Annotated in this window: 21 protein-coding genes; 14 read left to right on the top strand and 7 right to left on the bottom strand. The window is 69.8% G+C overall.

Translation table 11 applies throughout. From position 1 onward, the window contains the following. Nucleotides 1–30 precede the first annotated feature (30 nt). The gene (locus AC1DMN_RS07505; protein ID WP_477229189.1) at nt 31–954 is read left to right on the top strand and encodes a LysR family transcriptional regulator; all 924 of its coding nucleotides are present in this window, start codon (nt 31–33) and stop codon (nt 952–954) included. A gap of 135 nt (nt 955–1,089) precedes the next feature. Then, the gene (locus tag AC1DMN_RS07500) at nt 1,090–1,668 is read left to right on the top strand and encodes a hypothetical protein (protein WP_477229188.1); all 579 of its coding nucleotides are present in this window, start codon (nt 1,090–1,092) and stop codon (nt 1,666–1,668) included. A gap of 19 nt (nt 1,669–1,687) precedes the next feature. On the opposite strand, the gene AC1DMN_RS07495 is transcribed toward AC1DMN_RS07500, so the two are convergent. After that, nucleotides 1,688–2,215 carry a DUF3515 domain-containing protein gene (locus AC1DMN_RS07495; RefSeq protein ID WP_477229187.1) on the bottom strand — a complete coding sequence of 176 codons (528 nt, stop codon included), beginning with the start codon at nt 2,213–2,215 and terminating at the stop codon, nt 1,688–1,690. 23 nt (nt 2,216–2,238) lie between these two features. On the opposite strand from AC1DMN_RS07495, the gene thiL reads away from it, so the two are divergent. After that, on the top strand, nt 2,239–3,327 hold the full coding sequence (gene thiL, locus AC1DMN_RS07490; RefSeq protein ID WP_477229186.1) for a thiamine-phosphate kinase: 1,089 nt from the start codon (nt 2,239–2,241) through the stop codon (nt 3,325–3,327). Here thiL and rsmD read toward each other — a convergent pair. Continuing rightward, nucleotides 3,282–3,857, bottom strand: coding sequence for a 16S rRNA (guanine(966)-N(2))-methyltransferase RsmD (gene rsmD, locus AC1DMN_RS07485; protein WP_477229185.1), 576 nt, complete (start codon nt 3,855–3,857; stop codon nt 3,282–3,284). The two genes, thiL and rsmD, sit on opposite strands and share 46 nt — an antisense overlap. A gap of 94 nt (nt 3,858–3,951) precedes the next feature. On the opposite strand from rsmD, the gene AC1DMN_RS07480 reads away from it, so the two are divergent. The 8 genes from AC1DMN_RS07480 to AC1DMN_RS07445 all read left to right on the top strand — a co-directional run bounded on the left by AC1DMN_RS07480 (nt 3,952) and on the right by AC1DMN_RS07445 (nt 11,589). Continuing rightward, nucleotides 3,952–4,722: an alpha/beta fold hydrolase gene (locus tag AC1DMN_RS07480; protein ID WP_477229336.1), complete on the top strand. Its 771-nt coding sequence runs from the start codon at nt 3,952–3,954 to the stop codon at nt 4,720–4,722. 62 nt (nt 4,723–4,784) lie between these two features. Then, the gene (locus AC1DMN_RS07475; protein WP_441975790.1) at nt 4,785–6,962 is read left to right on the top strand and encodes an ATP-dependent DNA helicase RecG; all 2,178 of its coding nucleotides are present in this window, start codon (nt 4,785–4,787) and stop codon (nt 6,960–6,962) included. A gap of 92 nt (nt 6,963–7,054) precedes the next feature. Continuing rightward, a complete protein-coding gene (coaD, locus tag AC1DMN_RS07470; RefSeq protein WP_440731604.1) occupies nt 7,055–7,552 on the top strand; it encodes a pantetheine-phosphate adenylyltransferase in 498 nt (165 codons plus the stop codon). Between the two features lie 139 nt (nt 7,553–7,691). After that, nucleotides 7,692–8,174 carry a YceD family protein gene (locus AC1DMN_RS07465; RefSeq protein ID WP_440732421.1) on the top strand — a complete coding sequence of 161 codons (483 nt, stop codon included), beginning with the start codon at nt 7,692–7,694 and terminating at the stop codon, nt 8,172–8,174. Nucleotides 8,175–8,206: 32 nt separating this feature from the next. Continuing rightward, on the top strand, nt 8,207–8,416 hold the full coding sequence (rpmF, locus tag AC1DMN_RS07460; protein ID WP_477229184.1) for a 50S ribosomal protein L32: 210 nt from the start codon (nt 8,207–8,209) through the stop codon (nt 8,414–8,416). 14 nt (nt 8,417–8,430) lie between these two features. Beyond that, complete coding sequence (gene rnc, locus AC1DMN_RS07455; RefSeq protein WP_441975791.1) at nt 8,431–9,123, top strand: ribonuclease III; 693 nt, start codon at nt 8,431–8,433, stop codon at nt 9,121–9,123. Continuing rightward, nucleotides 9,116–10,036 carry a bifunctional DNA-formamidopyrimidine glycosylase/DNA-(apurinic or apyrimidinic site) lyase gene (gene mutM, locus AC1DMN_RS07450; protein ID WP_477229183.1) on the top strand — a complete coding sequence of 307 codons (921 nt, stop codon included), beginning with the start codon at nt 9,116–9,118 and terminating at the stop codon, nt 10,034–10,036. Before rnc ends, mutM begins: the two co-directional genes overlap by 8 nt. 401 nt (nt 10,037–10,437) lie before the next feature. After that, nucleotides 10,438–11,589 (top strand): hypothetical protein, encoded by a 1,152-nt coding sequence (locus AC1DMN_RS07445; protein WP_477384054.1) that lies wholly within the window; start codon nt 10,438–10,440, stop codon nt 11,587–11,589. A 56-nt stretch (nt 11,590–11,645) separates the two neighbouring features. Here the strand turns inward: AC1DMN_RS07445 and AC1DMN_RS07440 are convergent, their stop codons facing one another. Next, on the bottom strand, nt 11,646–12,107 hold the full coding sequence (locus tag AC1DMN_RS07440; RefSeq protein WP_477229181.1) for a phage tail protein: 462 nt from the start codon (nt 12,105–12,107) through the stop codon (nt 11,646–11,648). Nucleotides 12,108–12,259: 152 nt separating this feature from the next. Between AC1DMN_RS07440 and AC1DMN_RS07435 the strand changes: the two genes are divergently transcribed. Then, the gene (locus AC1DMN_RS07435; RefSeq protein ID WP_477229180.1) at nt 12,260–12,898 is read left to right on the top strand and encodes an HAD-IA family hydrolase; all 639 of its coding nucleotides are present in this window, start codon (nt 12,260–12,262) and stop codon (nt 12,896–12,898) included. Nucleotides 12,899–12,909: 11 nt separating this feature from the next. Here AC1DMN_RS07435 and AC1DMN_RS07430 read toward each other — a convergent pair whose 3' ends face one another. The 4 genes from AC1DMN_RS07430 to AC1DMN_RS07415 form a co-directional block, all read right to left on the bottom strand. Then, complete coding sequence (locus tag AC1DMN_RS07430) at nt 12,910–14,226, bottom strand: permease (protein WP_477229179.1); 1,317 nt, start codon at nt 14,224–14,226, stop codon at nt 12,910–12,912. Further along, nucleotides 14,223–14,918, bottom strand: coding sequence for an ABC transporter ATP-binding protein (locus AC1DMN_RS07425; RefSeq protein ID WP_477229178.1), 696 nt, complete (start codon nt 14,916–14,918; stop codon nt 14,223–14,225). Before AC1DMN_RS07425 ends, AC1DMN_RS07430 begins: the two co-directional genes overlap by 4 nt. Before the next feature lie 96 nt (nt 14,919–15,014). Continuing rightward, a complete protein-coding gene (locus AC1DMN_RS07420) occupies nt 15,015–16,121 on the bottom strand; it encodes an N-acetyltransferase family protein (protein WP_477384052.1) in 1,107 nt (368 codons plus the stop codon). Further along, nucleotides 16,121–16,399, bottom strand: coding sequence for a hypothetical protein (locus tag AC1DMN_RS07415; protein WP_477229176.1), 279 nt, complete (start codon nt 16,397–16,399; stop codon nt 16,121–16,123). Before AC1DMN_RS07415 ends, AC1DMN_RS07420 begins: the two co-directional genes overlap by 1 nt. A gap of 507 nt (nt 16,400–16,906) precedes the next feature. Between AC1DMN_RS07415 and smc the strand changes: the two genes are divergently transcribed. Both smc and ftsY read left to right on the top strand, forming a co-directional pair. Further along, complete coding sequence (smc, locus tag AC1DMN_RS07410; RefSeq protein WP_477384050.1) at nt 16,907–20,530, top strand: chromosome segregation protein SMC; 3,624 nt, start codon at nt 16,907–16,909, stop codon at nt 20,528–20,530. A gap of 79 nt (nt 20,531–20,609) precedes the next feature. Further along, complete coding sequence (gene ftsY, locus AC1DMN_RS07405) at nt 20,610–21,485, top strand: signal recognition particle-docking protein FtsY (protein WP_440731614.1); 876 nt, start codon at nt 20,610–20,612, stop codon at nt 21,483–21,485. Nucleotides 21,486–21,531: the final 46 nt, after the last annotated feature.

Here is a 21,531-nt window from a genome sequence, read left to right as displayed (position 1 = left end):
CTGCAACGCCCGTGCCGAGGGGAGGATGCGGTGGACATCATCGCGCTGACCTCCTTCCTCGCGGTAGTCCGTCATCGCCATTTCGGGCGCGCGGCGGCGGAACTCGGGGTATCGATCTCGGCCGTGACCAAACGGGTGCAACGGCTGGAGACGGAACTCGGGATCCCGCTCATCGAGCGGGACTCCGGAGGCGTGTTCGGCCTCACCGCGGCAGGGCGCCGGTTCCTCCAGTTCGCGCCGCGGGTGCTGGAGGCTGCTCAGGCCGCGCAGCTCGCGGCCGTCGCGGAGCCGGCAGAGCGGTTACGCGTGGCGTTCCCCGCCGGCGTGGATGCGGTGGCCCCGCTGATGCCGGCTGCACTCGCGACGCTCGAACTCGCGCTCTCGCACGCCTTTCCCGGCGTCGGCGTCGTGCTCGTGCCGACAGCATTCGAACGGCTGGATCCTGACCTGGCCGACGGCACCGTCGACGCCGCGCTCACGTTCGGCGTCTCGGAGTCCGAAGAGGTGTCCTCGACACGGCTCGGGGAACTGCGGCGCGTCGGCCTGATCCCGACCGGACACCCCTATACCCATCGACGCAGCGTGCCGGTGGCGGAGTTCGCCCGGCAGCCGCTGCTGTATTCTCCGGAGCTGCCGGCGAGCTACATGGATCCGTTCGTCCTCGCGGACGTCCGACCGCTCGCCGACGCGGCGCTGGTCCGGCTGCCGGCGTCGCGAACGTCGGACGTCGCCGGGCAGCTGCTCGTGGGGTCCGGGATCACCGTGGTTCCCGCTGCCCTGGTCGCGGCCCTGCCGCCCGCGTTGAAATGGGTCGAGCTCGACGGTGTCCCGGCGTGCTGGTATTACATGCATCATCGGTCAGCGGACGTCAGACCCGAGCTCCTGGCGATGATCGCGCTGTTCGCGGACTTCACCGAGGCGATCACCCGGGCCGCACCGTCCGCGCGACGCTGACCGATGCCGGGCGGGTTCGTCCGCTGTTTCCGCAGAGGAAACGATCCCGCGGACCGCCCGCTTCCCTGATAGAACGTCAGCATGATCGGGCCGCGATGTGCGGCGCGGCGTCGTGGGGCGCGAGAAGGAGCGGTCATGAACGCGACGAGGCGAACAGGAGTGGTGCTGCCGATCGCGATCGGCGCGGTCGGGGGCCTCGGCTGGGCCGCCTCCATGCGCGGCATGATGGCGCAGCTCGCCGGCTTCGAGTCGGAGTTCCATTGGCTCGGAACGTTCGGCTTCATCCTGGTGCCGGGGACGATCATGGGCGCTCTGTTCGGCTGGGCCTTCGCCCGCCGGATCGCGGGCCGCCGGCGTAGAGCCGCCTGGCTGACGCTCGCGCCGTTCGTCATGCTCGCGGATCCGGCGACCCTGCCGCTGCTGGCGGCGTTCATCGGCGCCGGCTTCCTGTTCTCCGACCGAAGCCGGCCGTGGGTGCGCCGGCTCGCCGGGGTCTCCTCGTTCGTGTTCCTGGCCGCGGTGCCGATCGGTGCGGCGTTCGTCATCGGCGTCACGACGCCGCACGGCGCATGGCTGACGATTCAGCTCGCCACGCTGATCTGGATCCCGGCGCTCGCCGAGATCCTCCTGCAGCACCGGCGCGATGACGATCATCCCGCGGTCGATCCGGTACCGACGGCGTCGTTGACGGGAGTGGCGGGCGCGCTCGACTGAACCGTCCTGAGCGCTCGCGTCAGCCGGCCGGAGTCGGAGCCGGTGTCGCCGTGTCCGCCCCGGGCCGATCGGTGCAGGCGTGGGTGGCGGGGATGGTCGCGATCGCCGCAGCGAGGCTCTTATTGCCGATCACGTCATTGGCGCTGACACCCTTGCCCGGTGCATCGGGCTTGCTGTTGATGTAGAGCTGCACGGCGGGCTTGCGGCCGTACGTGGTGAGCGTGAGATAAGGGCTCTTGGAATCGTCCACGAGCCAGTCGATGCCCTGCAAGGAGATGCACTGCAGAGCGCTCGTCGGCTCCGCCTCCGGCAGGCCGCAGGTGAGCAGCACCACGGCGGGGTCGCCCCACGCCGCGGTGGCCTGGGCATCCGTCCAGCGCCGATCGTGCCCGTCGATCGACGGGACGTTGCTCAACCGCACCGACACATCCGCGCAGCGCGGGTCGTTCGCGTCGTCCGCGGGGTTCAGATGCACCGTCGAGCTGCACCCGGCCAGCAGCGCCGTCGCGAGCACGAGGACGGTGGCGACGGAGAGACGGCGGGGCATCCCTCCAGGCTACCGTTGAGAGCATGGTGGACCTTTCAGCTCCCGGATCCGATGCGACCGCGGAGGCTCCCCGATCCGACGATCCGATGATCGGCGAGGTGAGCGAGGGACGCGTGCTGCGCACGATCCTGGCGCGCACGCCCGCGGGGCGCGACACTGTGCTCGGTCCGGGAGACGACGCCGCCGTGATCGCCGCGCCCTCCGGTTCGGTCGTCGCGACCACCGACACGCTCGTGGAGGGGCCGGACTTCCGCGCGGCCTGGTCGAGCGGTTACGACCTGGGCTGGAAGTCGGCGGCCGTGAATCTCGCGGACATCGCCGCGATGGGGGCGCGCCCGACGGCGCTGCTCGTGGCGCTCGCGGTGCCGAAGGATCGTCGGCTCTCCTTCGTCGCCGCGATCGCCGACGGCTTCCGCGAGGCGTGCGCCGCGCTCGCTCCGGGATGCGCGGTCGTCGGCGGCGATCTGACCGTGTCGGCGACGCTGATGATCGCCGTGACGGCGCTCGGGGACTTGGAAGGGCGTGCGGCTGTCACACGGGCCGGCGCCCGGGAGGGGGATGTTCTCGCGATCGCGGGCGAGATGGGCCTCGCCGGGCACGGCCTGTCTGTGCTGTTCCGGCGCTTCCACCCCGACGGCGTGGCGGTGCCGGTGGTCGCCGCCGCCCTGACGGAGGGCGAGGCCGATGCGATAGCCGCCCAGTTGTGCCCCGCGCCGCCGATCGGACTCGGCCCGATGGCCGCGATCGCCGGAGCCACCGCGATGATGGACGTCTCCGATGGCCTGGCCTTGGATGCTGGCCGCATGGCCGAGGCCTCCGGCGTGACGCTCGCTCTGGAGCGGTCTGCCCTGGGGGCGCATCCGCACCGGGCGCTCGCCGGCGGCGAGGACCACGCCCTGCTCGCCACGTTCCCTCCTGGGGTGCTTCCGCCGGGCTTCCGCCGGATCGGAACCGTGATCGGCGCCGTGCCCGACGCCCCTGTGCTGTGCGACGGCGAGCCGGTCGGCCCGCTCGGCTGGGACCCCTACCGCGATGCGGGAGCCGACGCTCCCGCACGGATCGACGGTCAGGCGGCGGCCGGCTCGGCCCACCACAACGCGGTGTCCCCGTAGGTCTTCTCCCGGATGAGTGCGAGCCCGGCAGCGGCGAGATCCGGCGGCGTGGAACGCTTCGCGCGCTCGATGACGACGACGGCGGCGGGCGACAGGAGAGGGGCGAGCGCTACCAGGTCGGCGGTCATCTCGGCGTCCGTCAGATCGTAGGGCGGATCGGTGAAGACCAGGTCGAACGGTCCGGAGGCGCGGACGAGATATGCGTGCACGGACGACTCCTGCACGGTCGTCCTCGCCGCCGCGTCCCGGCCCAGCGCCTTGGACACGGCAGCCGCGTTGCGGCGGATCACGGCCGCGGCGCCGCGTCCTCGTTCGACGAGTACTGTGCTGCGGGCCCCGCGGCTGAGCGCCTCCAGGCCGAGCGCTCCGGATCCGGCGTACAGGTCGAGCACCCGGGCATCGTCGATCGCGTCCATCGATTCCAGAGCGCCGAACAGCGACTCGCGCACCCGATCGCTCGTCGGCCGCGTCCCCTGTCCCGGCACTTCCAGGCGGGTGCCGCCGGCGGATCCGGCGATGATTCTCGTCACCTGTTCACCTTATGCGCCGCGACTCATTCGCCGCGGAGGGCACGGAAGGGAGCAGGATAGGAGCGTGCCCGAGAGCCTCGCCGATCTGACCCGCATGCCGCAGCCGCAGTTCATCGAAGCGGGGGAGGGCGTCGCGATCGCCACCTACGTCTGGGGAGAGCTCGAGGGCCCTGTGGTGCTCATCGTGCACGGCTTCGCCTCCAGCACGCGCGACAACTGGGTGCTCACCGGGTGGATCCGGATGCTGCAGCAGGCAGGCTACGGCGTGCTCGGTGTCGACCAGCGCGGGCACGGCGCGAGCGAGAAGCCGCACGATCCCGTCGGCTACAACGTGCGCACGCTCGCATCGGACGTCGAGCAGGTCCTGGACACCTACCTCGTCGACGACGCGTTCTACGTCGGCTATTCGCTGGGTGCACGGGTGGGCTGGCAGGTCCTCCAAGACCTCGGCGACCGGATCCCGCGGGCGGTGCTCGGCGGCGTGCCGGACGGGATCCCGCTCGGCCGGCTCGATCTGGACCAGGTGCGCCGCTTCATCGACGAGGGCACGCCGGTCACGGATCGGGTCACGCAGAACTACATCGCGCTGACGGAGCGCGTCCCCGGCAACGACCTGAGCGCGCTGATCGCGCTCGCCCAGGGCATGCGGGAATCGGGATCGATGGATCCGGACCCCGCGACGGCGCCGACGCAGCCGGTGCTCTTCGCGACCGGGTCCGAGGACGCCGTGATCGCTGGTTCCGTGCGACTCGCGGAGGCGACGCCGCAGGGACGGTTCTTCGAGATCCCCGGCCGGCATCACTTCAACGCACCGGGGTCGAAGGCGTTTCGGGAGGCAGCCCTGGAGTTCCTGCAGGAGAACTGACCAGGCGCTGCCCCGGGTCGTGGACGAGGGCGGTGTCCGCGCGCCGTTCTAGACTTCTGAGCATGCCGCTCCGTCTCGACTCGCCGCTCGCTGTCGCGGTCGGCGACGGGAATGCGAAGACGCTGCAGAAGGCCTTCGGCATGAGCACGGTGTGGGATCTGCTCTCGCACTACCCGCGCCGGTACGCCAACCGAGGCGAGCTCACGCCGATCCTCGATCTCCCGAAGGGTGAGACGGTCACGATCGTCGCCGAGGTGATGAAGGTCGACGTCCGCGACATGAAGAATCGCCGCGGGGCGATGATGACGGTCGACATCGGCGACGGCGTCGGCCGCATGGTGCTGACGTTCTTCGCCAAGTTCCGCGGACAGCTCGAATGGCGCGAGAAGGAGCTGCGGGTCGGCAGGCGCGGGGTGTTCACCGGCAAGGTCGGCGACTACCGCGGCGTGACGCAGTTCGCGCACCCGCAGTACGAGATGTTCGACGATGAGCTGCGCGCGCGCACTCAGGCCGATGTGCTGGTGACCACGCCGCTGCCGATCTACCCGGCCACGGCGGCCCTCACCACGTGGCAGATCGAGAAGATGATCGGCACGGTGCTGGACGAGCTCGGGCCGGTGCCGGAACCGGTCCCCGATGCGGTGCGCCTCCAGGAGGGGCTCCTCGACGCCCGCGCTGCGCTGGAGCGCATCCACCGGCCGAGCACCAAGGACGAGATCGCTCCGGCGATCCGCACGCTGCGGATGCACGAGGCGCTCACTCTTCAGACGGCGCTCATGCAGCAGCGCTATCTCGTGCGCATGCTCGACGCCACCGCTCGCCCGGCGAAGCCGGGCGGGCTGCTGGAGCGCTTCGACGCCGCGCTGCCGTTCGAGCTCACGCCCGACCAGGAGTCGGTGGGCGAGACGATCGCCGCGGATTTGGTCGGCGGCGCGCCCATGAACCGGCTGGTGCAGGGAGAGGTCGGATCCGGAAAGACGCTGGTCGCGCTGCGCGCCATGCTTCAGGTCGCTGAGACGGGCGGTCAGGCGGCGCTGATCGCGCCGACCGAGGTGCTCGCGGCTCAGCACCTGCGTTCGATCACGAAGATGCTCGGGCCGAAGCTCGCCCCCCTGGTGATGCCGACGCTGCTCACGGGGCAGATGTCCGCGCCCGAACGGCGCAAGGCTGCGCTGCGCGTCGCGGCGGGCCAGGCACTCATCGTGGTGGGCACGCATGCACTGCTCGGGGAGAAGACGACCTTCGCCGATCTGGGGCTCGTGGTGGTCGACGAACAGCATCGCTTCGGCGTCGAGCAGCGGGAAGCGCTGCGCGCCAAGGGCACCAGCCCGCACGCGCTGGTGCTGACCGCCACCCCGATCCCGCGCACGGTCGCGATGACCGTGTTCGGCGATCTCGACATCTCGGTGATCCGCACGATGCCGAGCGGGCGCGCGGGCATCGAGACCTTCGTCGCGCCCCTCGCCGACCACCCCGGCTGGTTCACCCGGGTGTGGGAGCGCGCCGCGGAGGAGATCGAGAAGGGGCGCCAGGTGTTCGCCGTGTGCGCCGCGATCGATACCGATGACGGCGCGGAGGAGGCGGACCAGGAGCACTTCGCGGATGAGGAGCAGGAGAGCCGCGGACCGCGCTGGGGGGTGGTGCAGCTGCTGGCCGCGCTCAGCACGCACCCGAAGCTGGGCGCGGTGCGCATCGCCGGTCTGCACGGCCGTATGGCCGCGGACGAGAAGGACGCGATCATGCAGGCCTTCGCCCGTGGCGAGATCGACCTCCTCGTCGCGACCACCGTGATCGAGGTCGGTGTCGACGTGCCGAATGCCTCGACCATGATCGTGCTCGAGGCCGACCGTTTCGGTGTCTCCCAACTGCACCAGCTGCGCGGCCGCATCGGTCGCGGCGGGGTGCCCGGCCTGTGCCTGCTGGTCACCGAGGCCGAGCAGGGCACGCCGGCCCGCGACCGGGTCGATGCGGTGGCCGCGACGCTCGACGGCTTCGTCCTCGCCGAGGTCGACCTCGACCTGCGCGGCGAGGGCGACGTGCTCGGAGCGCGCCAGTCGGGTGCGAAGTCGTCGCTGAAGCTGCTGCGGGTCATCAAGGACGCGGATCTGATCGCCCAGGCCCGCGCGATCGCCGAGGAGATCATCGAGGCGGATCCCGCGCTGCAGCAGCACGACGGGCTGCGCGCGGCGATGGCGCAGCGCCTCAGCATCGACGATCGTGCCGCCCTCGCCAAGAACTGACTCCTCCCGCGCGGCCCCCTGAGCGCGTCGGAGGGCGCTCGTCGAACGGCGCTTGCGGCTGACGCAGAGATCCGCGCCGCTAGGCTGGGCGCATGAGCGCTCGGATCGCCGTCGTCCCCGGTTCCTTCGACCCGCCGACCCTCGGCCACCTGGACGTCATCCGACGCGCCGCCGCCCTCTACGACGAGCTGCACGTGCTGGTGGTGCACAACCCCGACAAGCAGGCCATGCTGCCGGTGGCGCAGCGACTCGCACTGCTGGAGGAGTCGATCGCAGAAGCCGGCGTGACGGGCACCGTCATCGTCGGATCCTGGAGCATGGGTCTGCTCGTCGACTACGCCCGCGATGTGAACGCGGGTGTGCTGATCAAGGGCATCCGCTCGCAGGTCGACGTGGCGTACGAGTCGCCGATGGCGATCGTGAACCGCCACCTCGCCGACATCGAGACCGTGTTCCTGCTGCCGGATCCGGCGCACGCCCTGGTCTCCAGTTCGCTCGTGCGGCAGGTCGCCGCGCTCGGCGGCGACGTGTCCCCGTTCGTGCCGCCGGCCGTCGCGCGCTTCCTCGACACCGGTGCCCGCGGCATCTGAACGGCAGCCCGCCGGTCCCTGAGCCCATCGGAGGGCCCGGCCTCCGCCCAGGTGCGCCCAGTAGACTGAACCGGTGAAGACCCGACGCAAAGGACCATTCTCGCTGTCCGCGCACGACATCGTTCGTCGACCCGGTGAGATGCGAGAGTTCCGGATGACGATTCCTCTGCCTGAGCAGTGGGGCGAGGGTCTCGTCTCCGTCGAGAAGGGCGAGGGACTCGATCTCGACGTCCGGCTGGAGTCCGTGCACGAGGGGATCCTTGTCACCGGCGAGGTCGATTCGACGTACCGCGGAGAGTGCGGTCGATGCCTGAATCCGATCGAAGAGCCTGTCGAAGTCGAGTTTCAAGAGCTTTTCGCGTACCCTGGAGAGGAAGCGAACGACTTCGAGGTTCAAGACGACCACGTGGATCTTGAAACTCTGGTCAGGGACGCGGTGGTTTTGGCGCTCCCGTTTCAGCCGGTGTGTCAGCCGGATTGCCCTGGACTCGACCCCGAGACCGGCGAGCGGCTGACCGGAAGCGCCGGGAAAGAGCAGGACGCTCCTGTCGATCCTCGATGGGCTGCGCTCCAGCAGATCACAGACCACGACGGCACCGTCGAAAAGCAAGCAGCAGAATAACTGCGCGCCCAGAGCACAGAAAGTAGCAAACCATGGCCGGTAACCCCCCGAAGCGCAAGGTCTCCCGTTCGAACACCCGCTCGCGTCGCGCGCAGTGGAAGGCGGAGGTTCCTGCCCTCGTCAAGACCATCGAGAACGGCAAGGTCGTCTACAGCCGTCCTCACCAGGCGAAGGTCGTCACGGACTCGCAGGGCACCGAGCTGTTCCTCGAGTACAAGGGCCGCAAGGTCGCCGACGTCTGATCGATCCGTCGATCATGGCAGAAGTCCCCGTGGGGACGCGCCCGCTTTCTGAGCAGCTCGGGGTCGACATCGACCCCGAGCTGCTTCAGCTTGCGCTCACGCATCGCTCGTACGCGTACGAGAACGGCGCCATCCCGCACAACGAGCGTCTCGAGTTCCTCGGCGACTCCGTGCTCGGCCAGGCTGTGACCGTCATGCTCTACACGACGCTCCCGGACCTCGACGAGGGGTCCCTGGCGAAGCGGCGTGCGAGCGTGGTGTCGACCGTCGCCCTGGCAGAGGTCGCCCGTGGCATCGGCCTCGGCGCGCACATCCTGCTCGGAAACGGCGAGGAGCGCACCGGCGGCCGCGACAAGGACTCGATCCTCGCCGACACGATGGAGGCGGTGTTCGGGGCCACCTACCTGTCCGCAGGTCCCGAGGCGGCGACGGCGCTCGTGCTGCGGCTCATCGAGCCGCTCTTCGCCGACCCGGAGCGGTACGGCGCGGCGATGGATCCGAAGACCGCGCTGCAGGAGCTCTCCGCGCATCGTGGTCTCAGCGCTCCCGTGTACGAGGTGGTCTCGACCGGGCCCGATCACGACCGTCGCTTCACCGCGACGGTGACGACGGGAGACCTGGCCAGCACGGGCACGGGCACGAGCAAGAAGACGGCCGAGATGGCCGCGGCGCTGGCCGCCTGGCACGCGCTCAGCGACCGTGCCTGAGCTCCCCGAGGTCGAGGTCGTCCGCGCCGGCCTCGCTCCGGCGATGACCGGGGCACGCATCGTCTCGGTGGCCGTACACGACGAGCGTGCTCTCACGCGGCACGTCGCAGGCGCCGCCGACTTCGTCGCGCGGCTGGAGGGTTCCGAAGTCGCGACGGTGGCTCGCCGGGGGAAGTTCCTCTGGATGCCGCTGACGTCCGACGGCACCGACGGACGCTCGGCGATCGTCGGGCATCTCGGCATGTCGGGGCAACTGCTGCTGCGCCGCCGGGACGCGGCCGCTGAGCGGCACGAGCGGATCCGGCTGTTCATCGAGCATCCGCAGCACGGCGAGCTGGCCGTCGTCTTCGCCGATCAGCGCACCTTCGGATCTCTCGCCGTGGATGAGCTGGTGGCGACGGCCGATGGACGAGCCGCGGGCTGGGGGAGTGACGCACCGCTCCTTCCGTCGCAGGTAGCGCATATCGCGCGGGACCCCATGGATGAGGCGTTCCAGGACGGCGTCTTCCGCGCAGCGCTGCGCACGCGGTCGAGCGCGATAAAGCGTGTGCTGCTGGACCAGAACCTCATCAGCGGTGTCGGCAACATCTATGCCGACGAGTCGCTCTGGGCCGCCCGCATCCACCCCGAGACGCCGGCCTCCGCACTGTCCACTGTGGCGGTGAACCGCCTGCTGGCCGAGGTGCACGCAGTGCTGGAGAAGGCGCTGGCCGAGGGCGGCACCAGCTTCGACGCCCAGTACGTCAACGTCAACGGCGAGGCCGGTTACTTCGCGCACTCGCTGAACGCCTACGGTCGTACGGGTCAGCCGTGCCGGCGCTGCGGGGGCCCGATCCGCCGCGACGCCTTCATGAACCGCTCGAGTCATTTCTGCCCGCGATGCCAGAGGAAGGCTCCCACCTCGAGCGCCTGACGGGCGCGGGGTTCCCTCGCTGAGGCGCTCGAGTCTGTGGATGCGGGTCAAGCGCGTCGAGCGCCGGGGCGTCGCGCATCGGGCTCTCTCTGATTTCCTCTATCGACTCCCGATATAGCAGAATAATCCTCGAAATTCGTTGTGCTCCGCACCAAGCTCCAACCCAGATCGAAAGGTTCACGCTCATGCGGTCCATCAAGAATTCCGGATCTCGCGCCGGCAGCCGGCTCTCCCGCACGGCATTTCGTGCTGCTCCCGCTCTCGCCCTGGTCGCGGTGTGCACGCTGGGTATCGCAGCGCCCGCGAACGCAGTTCCGGCCTCGGGGTCTGCGCAACTGACGGCATCCGTGCACACGGGGAAAGGCCCGTCCAAGCCGGGTGGAGGAACCACGACCTCAGCGGTGAAGGCTTCTCTCTTCGCGACGAACAGCGATGCGAAGGYGGTCCCGAGCGGGGTCGGGACGCAGAGCACGTTCCACTCGGGGATCCACGATCTGGCCGTCGCCGATGGCAAGGTCTTCGCCGGCTACGGCGACTACAACATCAACACCGGGCCGGTGAGCCTGAACTCGTACTCGATCGCGACCGGAGCCGAGAAGCACGAGGTCACGGGCATGCCGGCCGAGGAGATCCACACCTTGCGGGTGTTGGACGGCAAGGTCTACGCCCCGAACATGGACCCGCGGGTCAGCTGGACGTCGCCGGCGAACTACGGTCTCTACGACTCGGCGACGCATGCCGGCAATTACGTGGCGAACACGCCGTTCGTGCACGTGTTCGACTCCGCCGACCTCGGAGGCGAGCTGTTCCTGGCCGGTTCGATTCAGAACCCGGACAAGGCCGAGTACGGGCCGACCAATACCATCGCTGCGATCAAGAAGTCCGTCGACGGCGGCGCGACCTGGACCATCGAGCGCACCGCGGCGGACGATCCCATGGTACTGGCGACCTATCCCGGTGACGGCGAGTACGCCCGCTACTACTGGATGTCCGTCGTGGGCGGGAAGCTCTACACTCGGGCGAGCACGATGTCTGCCACGGGTGCCGCTTCGCTGGCATTCCAGTACCCCGGCAAGGACGGCGTGCAGCACACGGCGTACAACAACACGGGGCTCGACGTCTACACGCCCGGTTCCGGCTGGAGCACGGTGGACCCGGGCCCGGTCATCGCCACGCTGCCGCACCCCTACCATGCGGATGCGGTGGGCTCGAAGATCGTCTTCTCCAAGTCGACGCTCCGCGGCGACGTGATCTCGGTGAACGGCTCGGCCGGTCTCGCGGCCTTCGACACGACCACGGGGAACTACACCACGATCTCGGGCCCGGGTCTCAGCGCTGTCCTGGACACCTACCAGGACGGCAGCACCACGTACATGCTGGCGAACTCGCCGGCCGCTCCCGCCGTCTACTCATCCACCGACGGTTCGACCTGGACGAAGCGGGCGGACGTGAGTGGGATCACCGGCAACGCCGAGAGCATCGCCGTCTCGGGAAGTACGGTGTTCATCGGCACCGGCGCGGCGGCCATCTACAAGGCCACGCTGCCGAACTGAGCGTCCCGAGAAAGATCCAGATCCGTGGTCAGAGGAGAAGAGCGCTCCCGGCGCGGCTAGTGCTCGCCCTTGATGACGAAGTAGGAACCACGGATCTCGCCTGCGAGCTTCGAACGCTGGCGTGCGAACTTGAAGGCCGACAGTTCCTCCGGAACGTCCATGCCGAGCGACAGCTTGAAACCGACCGCGCGCTTGCCTCCGTCGGCGATCGTGTACATCACGTTGATCGCGAGCCCCGAGGCGTAGAAGACGTAGCCGAACCGGATCCCGTCCGCCTCGAAGCCGCTGACCTCGAGTGCGGGACTCGCGATCACGATGTCGCGCTCCTCACGCAGGATTTCGGTGACCCAGCGGAGCGTCTCCGGGTCCTCTTCGGGCGTGCTCACGGTGAACGGTGAGCCGTACTTATTGGTGATGTACCGTGCCTCGTTCGCGCGCAGACCGGCCAGCGCCTCGGCGATGGGCGAGGACTCGAGGCCCGCGGTCGAGACGGTGACGAAGTCGACGATGCTGCTCATGCGGTGCTCCTCGGGACGATGACAGGACGGATCCATTCTGGGACACTTCCGTCTCGCCCGCACACGGTGCCGGCACCGGCACCGGCACCGGTGCGGGGAGCGGGGGAGCGCTCCCCATCGTCATCGTGGCACTCGTCGCCTAGCGTCGAGGTATGGCGCGGATCAAGACCTGGATCCTGTTCGACATCGGCGGAGTGCTCGAACTCGTCGACGACGGACCCTGGCAGGAAGAGCTCAAGAACAGGTGGGCGGCCCGGGCGGACCTCACCCGGCCGCAGTACGACGAGCGTCTCGCCGCCGCCGGGCTTCCGCGCATCGACATCGAGCAGGGCCGGGCTGCAGAGTACTGGGACAGCTTCGCGCGAACGCTGGGGTTCACTCCCGCACAGCAGGAAGTCGCGCTCGCTGAGATGTGGGACGCCTACTGCGGGGAGGCGAACACGGCGCTGATCGACTACGCGCGCGGGCTGCGCGGCCGCGCCGGAGTCGCGATCCTCTCGAACTCGGCGGACGGTGCTCGCGAAGAGGAGGAGCGCCGCTATGGCTTCTCCGCCGTCTTCGACCCGATCTGCTACAGCCACGAGATCGGCGCCAACAAGCCGGATCCCGAGGCCTACACCGCGGCACTGACCGCCATGGGCGCCGACCCTGCCAACGTCTTCTTCATCGACGACCGCCGGCAGCAGATCGACGGCGCGGTTCAACTGGGTATCCGCGGCATCGTGCACACCGACAACGCGACGACGATCGCGGCCGTCGAGGAGTTCCTGACGGCCGCGATCGGATCCTGAGATCAGCGTGCTCAGCCGGCGAACGCCCGCATCAGCAGCGGCCGGGTGAGGCGCGTCGCGATCCATACCAGCGCAATGCCGGCGGCCAGGACCGCGGCGATGGTCGCGATGGACAGCGGCGCCGTGATGAGGGCCATCCCGAGCAGCGGGAAGATGAGCACGGCCGCGCAGAGAGCGGAGCCCAGCGCTGTGATCAGCAGCGGCGACATCACTGCGCGGCGTCGTGCGGCGTCCACCGTGTCGGCCGGCACACCGAGGTAGTGCAGACTGCGGTGCAGATCGCGCTGGTCGAGGATGTCGGAGGCCTGCGTCACGGCGACGGAGCAGCCGACCATGAGGAAGGACGCGACCAGAGTGATGACGAGGCCCGTGCGCATGTCCGTGACGAGCATCAGCTGTTGATCCGAAGGGTCGCCCGAGCTGATCACATCCATCAGGGCGACCCCGGTGCCGGCGAACACGGCCATGAAACTGGCCATCGCCACCCCGCTGACCTGACGCCACGCCCCCTTCGGGTCATCCAGCACGATGCGCGCCGCGAGCAGTCGCGACGGGGTCTTCGCCCCGCGCAGCTGCACCCGGCCGCCGACTTTCAACACCCACGGGCCGATGAGGTTCAGCACCAGCAGCCCGACGCCGAAGATCGCGACGAGACCGGTGATCATGGCGATCGCGCCGCCGATCCCGGGGACGATCCGGCCGGCGACGAATCCTGCCGCGACGGCTGCGATCGCGATGACGGCGCGCACCCAGTGCGGCGTCGGCGGCGTGGTCCTGGTGCGCACGCCGAGCGGTGAGATCACCACGCGGCGCAGCCCGACGATCGCGCTCACCGTCGCGAGCAGCACCGTGCCGGCTGCGATCGCCGCCAGCAGCCCCGGCGACAGCAGCACAGCCGTGCCCAGTGGCGCGCCTCGGAACGGGATGAGGCCGACGAGCGGTGCGAGACCGAGGGCCAGCACCACGCCGCCGAGGACGCCGATCACCGCGACCAGGGTCGACTCGACCACGGCGACGACACCGACGCCGAACCCCGTGACGCCGAGGAGGCGCAGCGTCGACAGGCGCTCGTCCCGGCGCCGGGCGGAAAGCCGGGCCGCGGCGCCGCCCAGGGTGGCGAGCGGCAGCACCAGCAGTACGAGCGCGACCGCCGCAAGGATCTGGTAGATCAGCGCGTCCTGGTCGGTCCACCGCCAGAATGCCTGCGCGCCGCCGACGACGGTCAGCACGAGCGCGGACACGACGGCGAACGCGATGGCGGGGATCACCACGACCCCGGCAGAACCCGGAGCGGGCCGCAGCAGCAGACGCAGCGTCGCGGCGTTCATGCGTTCACCACCGAGCCCAGCACTCGCCCGTCGCGGACGGCGATCGTGCGCGAGCAGCGCGCCGCGACCTGGGGATCGTGCGTGACGACGATGAGCGTGCGTCCTTGCCCTGTCGTCGACCAGAGCAGCGCGTCCATGACCTCCGCCGAGGTCGCTGAGTCCAACGCGCCGGTCGGCTCGTCCGCGAACACCACGCTCGCTCCGGTGACCTGGGCGCGGGCGATGGCGACGCGCTGCGCCTGCCCGCCCGAGAGCTCGCCGATGCGGCGGTCCTCCATGCCCTGCAGCCCGAGCGCCGCGAGCCACCCCGCCGCGCGCTGCGTCGCCTCCGCACGCGAGACCCCCGTGATCATCGCCGCGAGCGCGACGTTCTCCACCGCGGAGAGCTCGGGCATCAGCAGCCCCTGCTGGAACACGAAGCCGAACGACTCGCGACGCAGACGGGATCGCGCGGACTCGCCCAGCGCACTCACCTCGACGGAGCCACCGGCGGGCGGCACGAACATCACGCGGCCCCCGTCGGGCCGGGTGATCCCGGCGAGCGCATGCAGCAGAGTGGTCTTGCCCGATCCGGATGCCCCCATGATCGCGACGGATTCCCCGGAGGAGATCCGGAGGTCCACTCCGGCCAGGGCGCGGGTGGATCCGAACGACTTGATCAGACCGTGTGCTTCGATGACTGCTGTGCTCATGCCTCAAGCCTGGTCGGCGTGACCCGACGGATCATCGGCCCCCGGAGTGAGGATCGCGATGCGACGTCATCCTCCGGGATGATCCTGGACGAAGGATCAGTCCAGCACCTTCTTCCACGCACCGCCGTAGGCGATCGGGACGAATCCGAGCTGCTCGTTGATGGACAGCATCGGGCGGTTCTCCTCCGCGTTGTAGGTGACCACGCGGGCCGACCTCGGAAAGCGCTCATGCCAGGAGAGCAGGCCCGCCGTCTTCACGAGCAGGCCGAGCCGATGGCCGCGGTGCGCGGCGAGCACGAGGGTGTCGTTCTGCTGGGTGACACTGTCCTCCGGCCCCTTGAGGGAGAGCTCGTTGAACGCGCAGAGCTCGCCGGTGGCGATGTGCTCGGCCGCTGTCACCTGCAGGGTATGCCCCATGTCGAGCCAGCGGGCGTYCTGCTCGCGCACGCGATCCGCGTCCCAGGTCTCTTCGGGCGAGTCCATCGCCGCGTCCGGCGCGTCGGTCGACATGCGGGACTTCATCCACGCGTACCCGTCGAGCCGTTCGTCCGGGGTCGGCAGCAGCCACTGCACGACGCGGTATCCGGATGCGGCCTCCTCGGCGGCGGCGCGCAGTGCCGGCAGATGGTCGTCTTCGCCCCAGCGATATTCGCTGACGCGGTCCACCTGCTCCAGGGTCCAGCCCTGTGCGAGCAGGAAGCGTGCAGTGTGGTCGCGCGGGACGCTGCCGAATCCGGTCGGCGGTACCAGCGCAGGCTCGTCCGCCGGGAGATGCTCCGTCCACACCTGCAGCGTGTGGACGCCGTCGGCGCGGGCGCGCTGCTCCAGGTGTGCGGCGACCGCGGTGGCGAGGCCTCGGCCCTGTTCCTCGGGGAGCACGCTGATCGCCATCGTGGCGGTGTCGCCTTCGCCGTCGCGCGAGATGTTCAGGAGCGCTACGCCGACCGTGTGCTGTCCGATGACGATCCGCCATTGGCGGCGGTGCGAGTACGCGTCCGAGGTGAGCAGCGGCAGCAGCTCCTCCGGGGTGAAGCTGTCGTCATCCCGGCCCGATGCCGCTTCGAGGCAGCGGTTGCGCACCTCGGCGTAGTCGCGGAGCGGGCCGGGCGAGCCCGCATCCGCCCGTGCGGGGAGCACGAGCGGATGCAGGGTCGCACCGGCGGGCAGGGAGATGATCGGTTCGTCGATCCGAGAGCCGGTCATCAGAGGACCTGCCGGGTCGCCGTGCGAGCCAGGCGGTCGGCCTCGTACTGCTCCAGCATGCGGAGGCGACGTGCCTCGGCCTGGGCGGCGTGAGCCCGGTCCTGCGTCGACGGCCGCGACCGCACGATGAGGTGCAGGGCGACGCGCAGGGCCACACGCTGGGTGAGCGACAGGTTGCGCAGCTCCTCCTCGCGGGGGAGCTGGATGGACAGGTCGCGCTCGGGGAGAGCGCGCTGCTTCGACTCGGTGGGAGGCGAAGCGTGCAATGCGGTATTCACGGTGATTCGCTTTCGTTGGTCGTGCCGGAAAGGCGGTTTCGCTCCACGGCAGGGTCGTCCGGTAGGACGCCGCGACGTGTCACGGGTGAGGGGACGGATCCGAGACGGAATGTCCGGATCTGCACGGATCCAGGGACACGGTGTCCCGGATCGGGTGGGCGATCGATGATCGACGCGGAAATCGCGGATCGGATCGCAGACGCACGCAGCGTCAGGCCGGCCTGGGGCCGGGGCGAGGGGAGATGCGCCTACTACGCGGCGAAACGCTCGCGGAGGCCGGCGGAAGTCGCCGAAGACGCATCGATCCCACGTGCTGGGTTGATATCAGTGCGAGTAATCATGTCGGCAACCTCCTTTCTCGGCTCGGGTTGTCACGCTAGCGGAGCTTCACAGAAGACGTCAAGCCGACACTCAGAAATCCCTGGACCTCGGGCGTTTCCCGCGCGGCCGCAGGGAGCACCGCGATAGCGTAGACGCCGTGAACTCCGCCGATCGCCGAGCGTGCCCATGCACCTGAAGAGCCTGACCCTCAAGGGGTTCAAGTCCTTCGCGCAGCCGACCACGTTCGCCTTCGAGCCGGGCGTCACCTGCATCGTCGGGCCGAACGGATCCGGCAAGTCGAATGTCGTCGACGCGCTTGCGTGGGTCATGGGGGAGCAGGGGGCGAAGACTCTCCGCGGCGGCAAGATGGAGGACGTCATCTTCGCCGGCACCTCTACGCGTGGTCCGCTCGGACGCGCGGAGGTGCAGCTCACGATCGACAACAGCGATGGGGCTCTGCCGATCGAGTACGCCGAGGTGACGATCAGTCGCACCCTGTTCCGCAATGGATCGAGCGACTATGCGATCAACGGCGAGAACTGCCGCCTGCTGGACGTGCAGGAGCTGCTCAGCGACTCGGGGCTCGGCCGGGAGATGCACGTCATCGTCGGTCAGGGGCGCCTGGACACGGTGCTGCAGGCCTCGCCCGAGGACCGGCGCGGCTTCATCGAGGAGGCCGCGGGCATCCTCAAGCACCGGCGCCGCAAGGAGAAGACCCTCCGCAAGCTCGACGCGATGGAGACCAACCTGACCCGGCTCAGCGACCTGGCGGGGGAGATCCGCCGCCAGCTGAAACCGCTCGGTCGTCAGGCCGAGATCGCTCGCGAGGCGCAGACCATCGCGGCGGTCGTGCGCGACGCCAAGGCACGGATCTTCGCCGACGATGTGGTGACCCTTCGCACGGCGCTCGCCGACCATACCCGCAACGAACACGAGCGTCATGCCGAGCGCGTGGTGCTGAGCGAGCAGGGTGACCGCGTCCGGGCCGAGATCACCCGGCTCGAGGCCGTGCAGAACTCCGCGGCGGTCGACGAGGCGCGGCGKGTCKCGTTCGGGCTGGAGCAGGTGCAGGAGCGCATGCGCGGTCTGTTCACCCTCGCSAATCAGMGRCTCGCGCTGCTCGGATCCGACGACGATGATGCCGCGGTCACGGCCGTCACCGTCACCCAGGCCACGATCGACGAGGCGAAGCACGAGGCCGAGGAGATCTCGTCGAACATCGGCCGCGCGCAGGATGCCGCGCACGAGGCGACCCGGGAGGTCGCGAATGCGCGGGCGGAGCTGGACGCGCTCGATGTCGACATCGCAGAGCAGAGCGCGCTGGTCTCTGCGCACGACATGCGTCTGACCACCCTGCGCGGGCAGGCGGAGGCCGCCGCGTCAGCCTTGGCCGCCGTCCGCGGCGCGGTGCTCCGTCAGGAGAATGCGCTGGAGGCCGCGCACCAGCGCCGTCGCGAAGCCGCAGAGGCACGTGAGCGGATCGAGGAAGGCGAGGCGCCCGAGGGCACGGCCTCGGAGCACGCCGAGACCTATGAGCGAGCGCAGGCCCGGGCTGTCGCGGCCGAGACCGCGCTCGGCGAACTGCGCGAGCGGCTGCACGCCGCCGAGCGCGAGTCCGAGGCGCTGACGGCGAAGGCCGCCGCGCTGAGCAGCGCCATCGCCATCACGGGCGGCGCGGCGGAGATCGTCGCCGCGGGATTCGCCGGCGTGCGAGGGCTCGTCGGCGACGCGGTGCAGGTCAAACCGGGGTTCGAGGCCGCGATCGCCGCAGTGCTCGGTCCGCTCGCGGAGGGCGTGCTCGTGGACGACGTGGCGGCGGCCTTCGCCCTCGCCGGGGACGACGCGACGGCCGGTGCATACGACTTCGTCATCGCCGAAGGAGCAGCCGTATCCGTCGTCGATGCGGGGATCGCGGGAGCGACGCCCGCCGCGCAGGTCGTGACCGCTCCGGCCGGCATCATCGGCGTCCTCTCGCACGTCGTCGTCGTGGAGGATCTGGCGTCCGCCCGTGCCGCGCATGCGGCCGCGACGGCTGCCGCCGGCGTGCCGCTCACGATCGTCACCCGTGCCGGCGAAGTGCTCACGGCGCACACCCTGCACACCGGATCCGGAGGGGAGCGCTCCCGGCTGGAGCTCGTCGCGGAGCGCGATGCGGCCGTCGAGCGCCTCGACGAGGTACGGGTCGTCGTCGACTCGTTGCGCGAAGCTCGCGAGGATGCGACCGAGACGCTGGAGACCGCGCGACGTACATCCCGCGACGCGTTGCGCACGTTGCGCGAGCACGATGCGGCGCTGGCCGCGCACACCGAGCAGGTCAACAGGGTGGTCGTGCAACACGAGTCGGCCATCGCCGAGTGCGAGCGCCTCGAGTCGGGCCTCGCTCAGGCGCAGTCGGCTGTCGCCGACGCCGAGTCCAACGCGGATGCGGCGACGAACGCGCTCGCGGCGGCCGAGGCTGCACCGCGCCCCGTTCTCGACGCTTCGGCACGAGACGGCCTGCTGGAAGCGCTCGAGGCCGCGCGGGAAGCCGAGATCGAGGCGCGCCTCGGGGTCGAGACGATGCGTGAACGCGTGCGCGCCGCCGAGGCACGGGTCGCGTCGCTGGAACGGCAGCGCGAGCGGGAGCGCGAGGCAGCGGCGGAGGCCGCACGACGTGCCGTGGTGCGTCGTGCCCAGCGCGAGACGGCCTCCGGGGTCGCCGCCGAGCTGCCGCGCATCATGGACTCCGTGGATCGCTCGGTCGCGGAGGCGCGTCTGGCGCTCGCGGCCGCCGAGTCCGCCCGTTCCGCCCAGAACGAGGAGCTGGGCGAGCTGCGCCGGCAGGACGCGTCGATCCGGGAACGCCTGGCGGGCCTCACCGAGAGCGTGCACGGCCTCGAGCTGCAGATCCACGAGAAGAAGCTGCACCTGTCCAGCCTGCTCGAGCGGGTGCAGTCCGAACTCGCTCTCGACGAAGATATTCTGATTGCGGAATATGGTCCTGATCAGTTGGTTCCGCGCGATTCAGGTGCGGCGGGCGATGCCAAGAGTCTGCTCGCGGCCGCCGTGGCCGAAGAGGCAGCGCAAGGCGCCGAAGGAGATGAGATCGGCGACGAATCCGTCCGCGACGTGAGCGCGCCGACCGCGAGCGGCATCCCGTTCGACCGTCGTATCCAGCAGCGCCGGCTGCAGGAAGCGGAACGCAAGCTCGCTCAGCTCGGCCGGGTGAATCCGCTCGCCCTCGAGGAGTTCGCGGCGCTCGAGCAGCGGCACGCCTTCCTCACCGAACAGCTCGCCGACCTCACCAAGACCCGGCAGGATCTGCTCACGATCATCACCGAGCTCGACGAGCGGATGCAGACGATCTTCGCCTCTGCGTTCGAGGACACGCGGCAGGCGTTCGGCGAGGTGTTCCCTTTGCTGTTCCCCGGCGGCGCGGGGAGCATCTCGCTCACGAACCCCGACGATCTGCTGAACACCGGCATCGAGGTCGCGGTGCGCCCGGTCGGCAAGAAGATCGAGCGGCTCTCGCTGCTCTCCGGCGGGGAACGGTCGCTCGCCGCTGTCGCTCTGCTCGTGGCGATCTTCAAGGCCCGTCCGAGTCCGTTCTACATCCTGGACGAGGTCGAGGCGGCGCTCGACGACGCCAACCTCGGTCGGCTGCTGACGGTGTTCGAGCAGCTCCGCGCCAGCTCGCAGTTGCTCGTGATCACGCACCAGAAGCGCACCATGGAGATCGCCGACGCGCTGTACGGCGTCTCGATGCGCCAGGACGGCGTGTCGGCGGTGGTCGGCCAGCGCGTCGGGGATCGCGCGGCCGCTGCCGTCTGAGCCGAGACGCCGAACAGCAGGCCACGCGCCCTCGGCGAACACGCCGCGTTCGCCGGGTCGCTCCCCGTAGGCTGGAGCCATGGCGGAGAAGTCCTGGTCCCTCGGTCGCGCATTGCGCGGCATGTTCGTCAAGCCCACGATCGACGAGGAGACCTGGGACGATCTTGAGACCGCGCTGCTGACCGCCGACTTCGGCCCGGACATCACCGAGCGACTGGTCGACGAGTTGCGCGCCAAGGTCGAGAAGTACCGCACCACGGATCCGAAGGATCTGCAGCGCATGCTGCGAGAGACGCTCGAGGAGCATTTCGCGAAGTTCGACACCACGCTCAAGCTCACGGAGCGGCCGGCGGTCGTGCTCGTCGTCGGCGTGAACGGCGTGGGCAAGACGACCACGATCGGCAAGTTCACGAAGTTCCTGCGCGGCTACCAGCGCTCGGTGGTCGTGGGCGCCGCCGACACCTTCCGAGCGGCGGCCGTCGAGCAGCTGGCCACCTGGGCGCAGCGCGCGGGCGCCGCGATCGTGCGACCGCAGCAGCACGGGCAGGATCCGGCCTCCGTAGCGTTCCAGACCGTGGACTACGCCAAGCGCGAGGGCACGGAGATCGTCATCATCGACACCGCGGGGCGTCTGCACACGAAGGGCGGGCTGATGGACGAGCTGTCCAAGATCCGCCGTGTCGTGGAGAAGCAGGCACCGATCAGCGAGGTGCTGCTCGTGCTGGATGCGACGACAGGCCAGAACGGGGTCATGCAGGCGGAGGCCTTCCTCGAGCACGCCGGTGTCACAGGGCTCGTGCTCACCAAGCTCGACGGCTCCGCGAAGGGCGGATTCGTGCTCGCGGTGCAGGAGCGCACGGGCATCCCGGTCAAGCTCCTCGGCCAGGGCGAGGGCATCGACGACCTCACCGGCTTCACCCCGCACGTGTTCGTGCAGGCGCTCGTCGGGTCCTGATTCCACGATGGCGAAGAACCTGTCGGCGGCACGCGCGCCACGGACT

The organism is Microbacterium sp. 01T413_2, from assembly GCF_056398985.1.
The sequence above is the reverse complement of the archived record's forward strand: the minus strand, read 5'-3'. Positions and strand labels throughout refer to the sequence as shown.

What these genes read in the sequence shown, in the direction of transcription:
- AC1DMN_RS07500 (WP_477229188.1), top strand. Translation starts at nt 1,090, where the DNA reads ATGAACGCGACGAGGCGAACAGGAGTGGTGCTGCCGATCGCGATCGGC.
- AC1DMN_RS07495 (WP_477229187.1), bottom strand. Translation starts at nt 2,215, where the DNA reads ATGCCCCGCCGTCTCTCCGTCGCCACCGTCCTCGTGCTCGCGACGGCG.
- thiL (WP_477229186.1), top strand. Translation starts at nt 2,239, where the DNA reads ATGGTGGACCTTTCAGCTCCCGGATCCGATGCGACCGCGGAGGCTCCC.
- AC1DMN_RS07480 (WP_477229336.1), top strand. Translation starts at nt 3,952, where the DNA reads ATGCCGCAGCCGCAGTTCATCGAAGCGGGGGAGGGCGTCGCGATCGCC.
- AC1DMN_RS07475 (WP_441975790.1), top strand. Translation starts at nt 4,785, where the DNA reads ATGCCGCTCCGTCTCGACTCGCCGCTCGCTGTCGCGGTCGGCGACGGG.
- coaD (WP_440731604.1), top strand. Translation starts at nt 7,055, where the DNA reads ATGAGCGCTCGGATCGCCGTCGTCCCCGGTTCCTTCGACCCGCCGACC.
- AC1DMN_RS07465 (WP_440732421.1), top strand. Translation starts at nt 7,692, where the DNA reads ATGCGAGAGTTCCGGATGACGATTCCTCTGCCTGAGCAGTGGGGCGAG.
- rpmF (WP_477229184.1), top strand. Translation starts at nt 8,207, where the DNA reads ATGGCCGGTAACCCCCCGAAGCGCAAGGTCTCCCGTTCGAACACCCGC.
- rnc (WP_441975791.1), top strand. Translation starts at nt 8,431, where the DNA reads ATGGCAGAAGTCCCCGTGGGGACGCGCCCGCTTTCTGAGCAGCTCGGG.
- AC1DMN_RS07440 (WP_477229181.1), bottom strand. Translation starts at nt 12,107, where the DNA reads ATGAGCAGCATCGTCGACTTCGTCACCGTCTCGACCGCGGGCCTCGAG.
- AC1DMN_RS07435 (WP_477229180.1), top strand. Translation starts at nt 12,260, where the DNA reads ATGGCGCGGATCAAGACCTGGATCCTGTTCGACATCGGCGGAGTGCTC.
- AC1DMN_RS07430 (WP_477229179.1), bottom strand. Translation starts at nt 14,226, where the DNA reads ATGAACGCCGCGACGCTGCGTCTGCTGCTGCGGCCCGCTCCGGGTTCT.
- AC1DMN_RS07425 (WP_477229178.1), bottom strand. Translation starts at nt 14,918, where the DNA reads ATGAGCACAGCAGTCATCGAAGCACACGGTCTGATCAAGTCGTTCGGA.
- ftsY (WP_440731614.1), top strand. Translation starts at nt 20,610, where the DNA reads ATGGCGGAGAAGTCCTGGTCCCTCGGTCGCGCATTGCGCGGCATGTTC.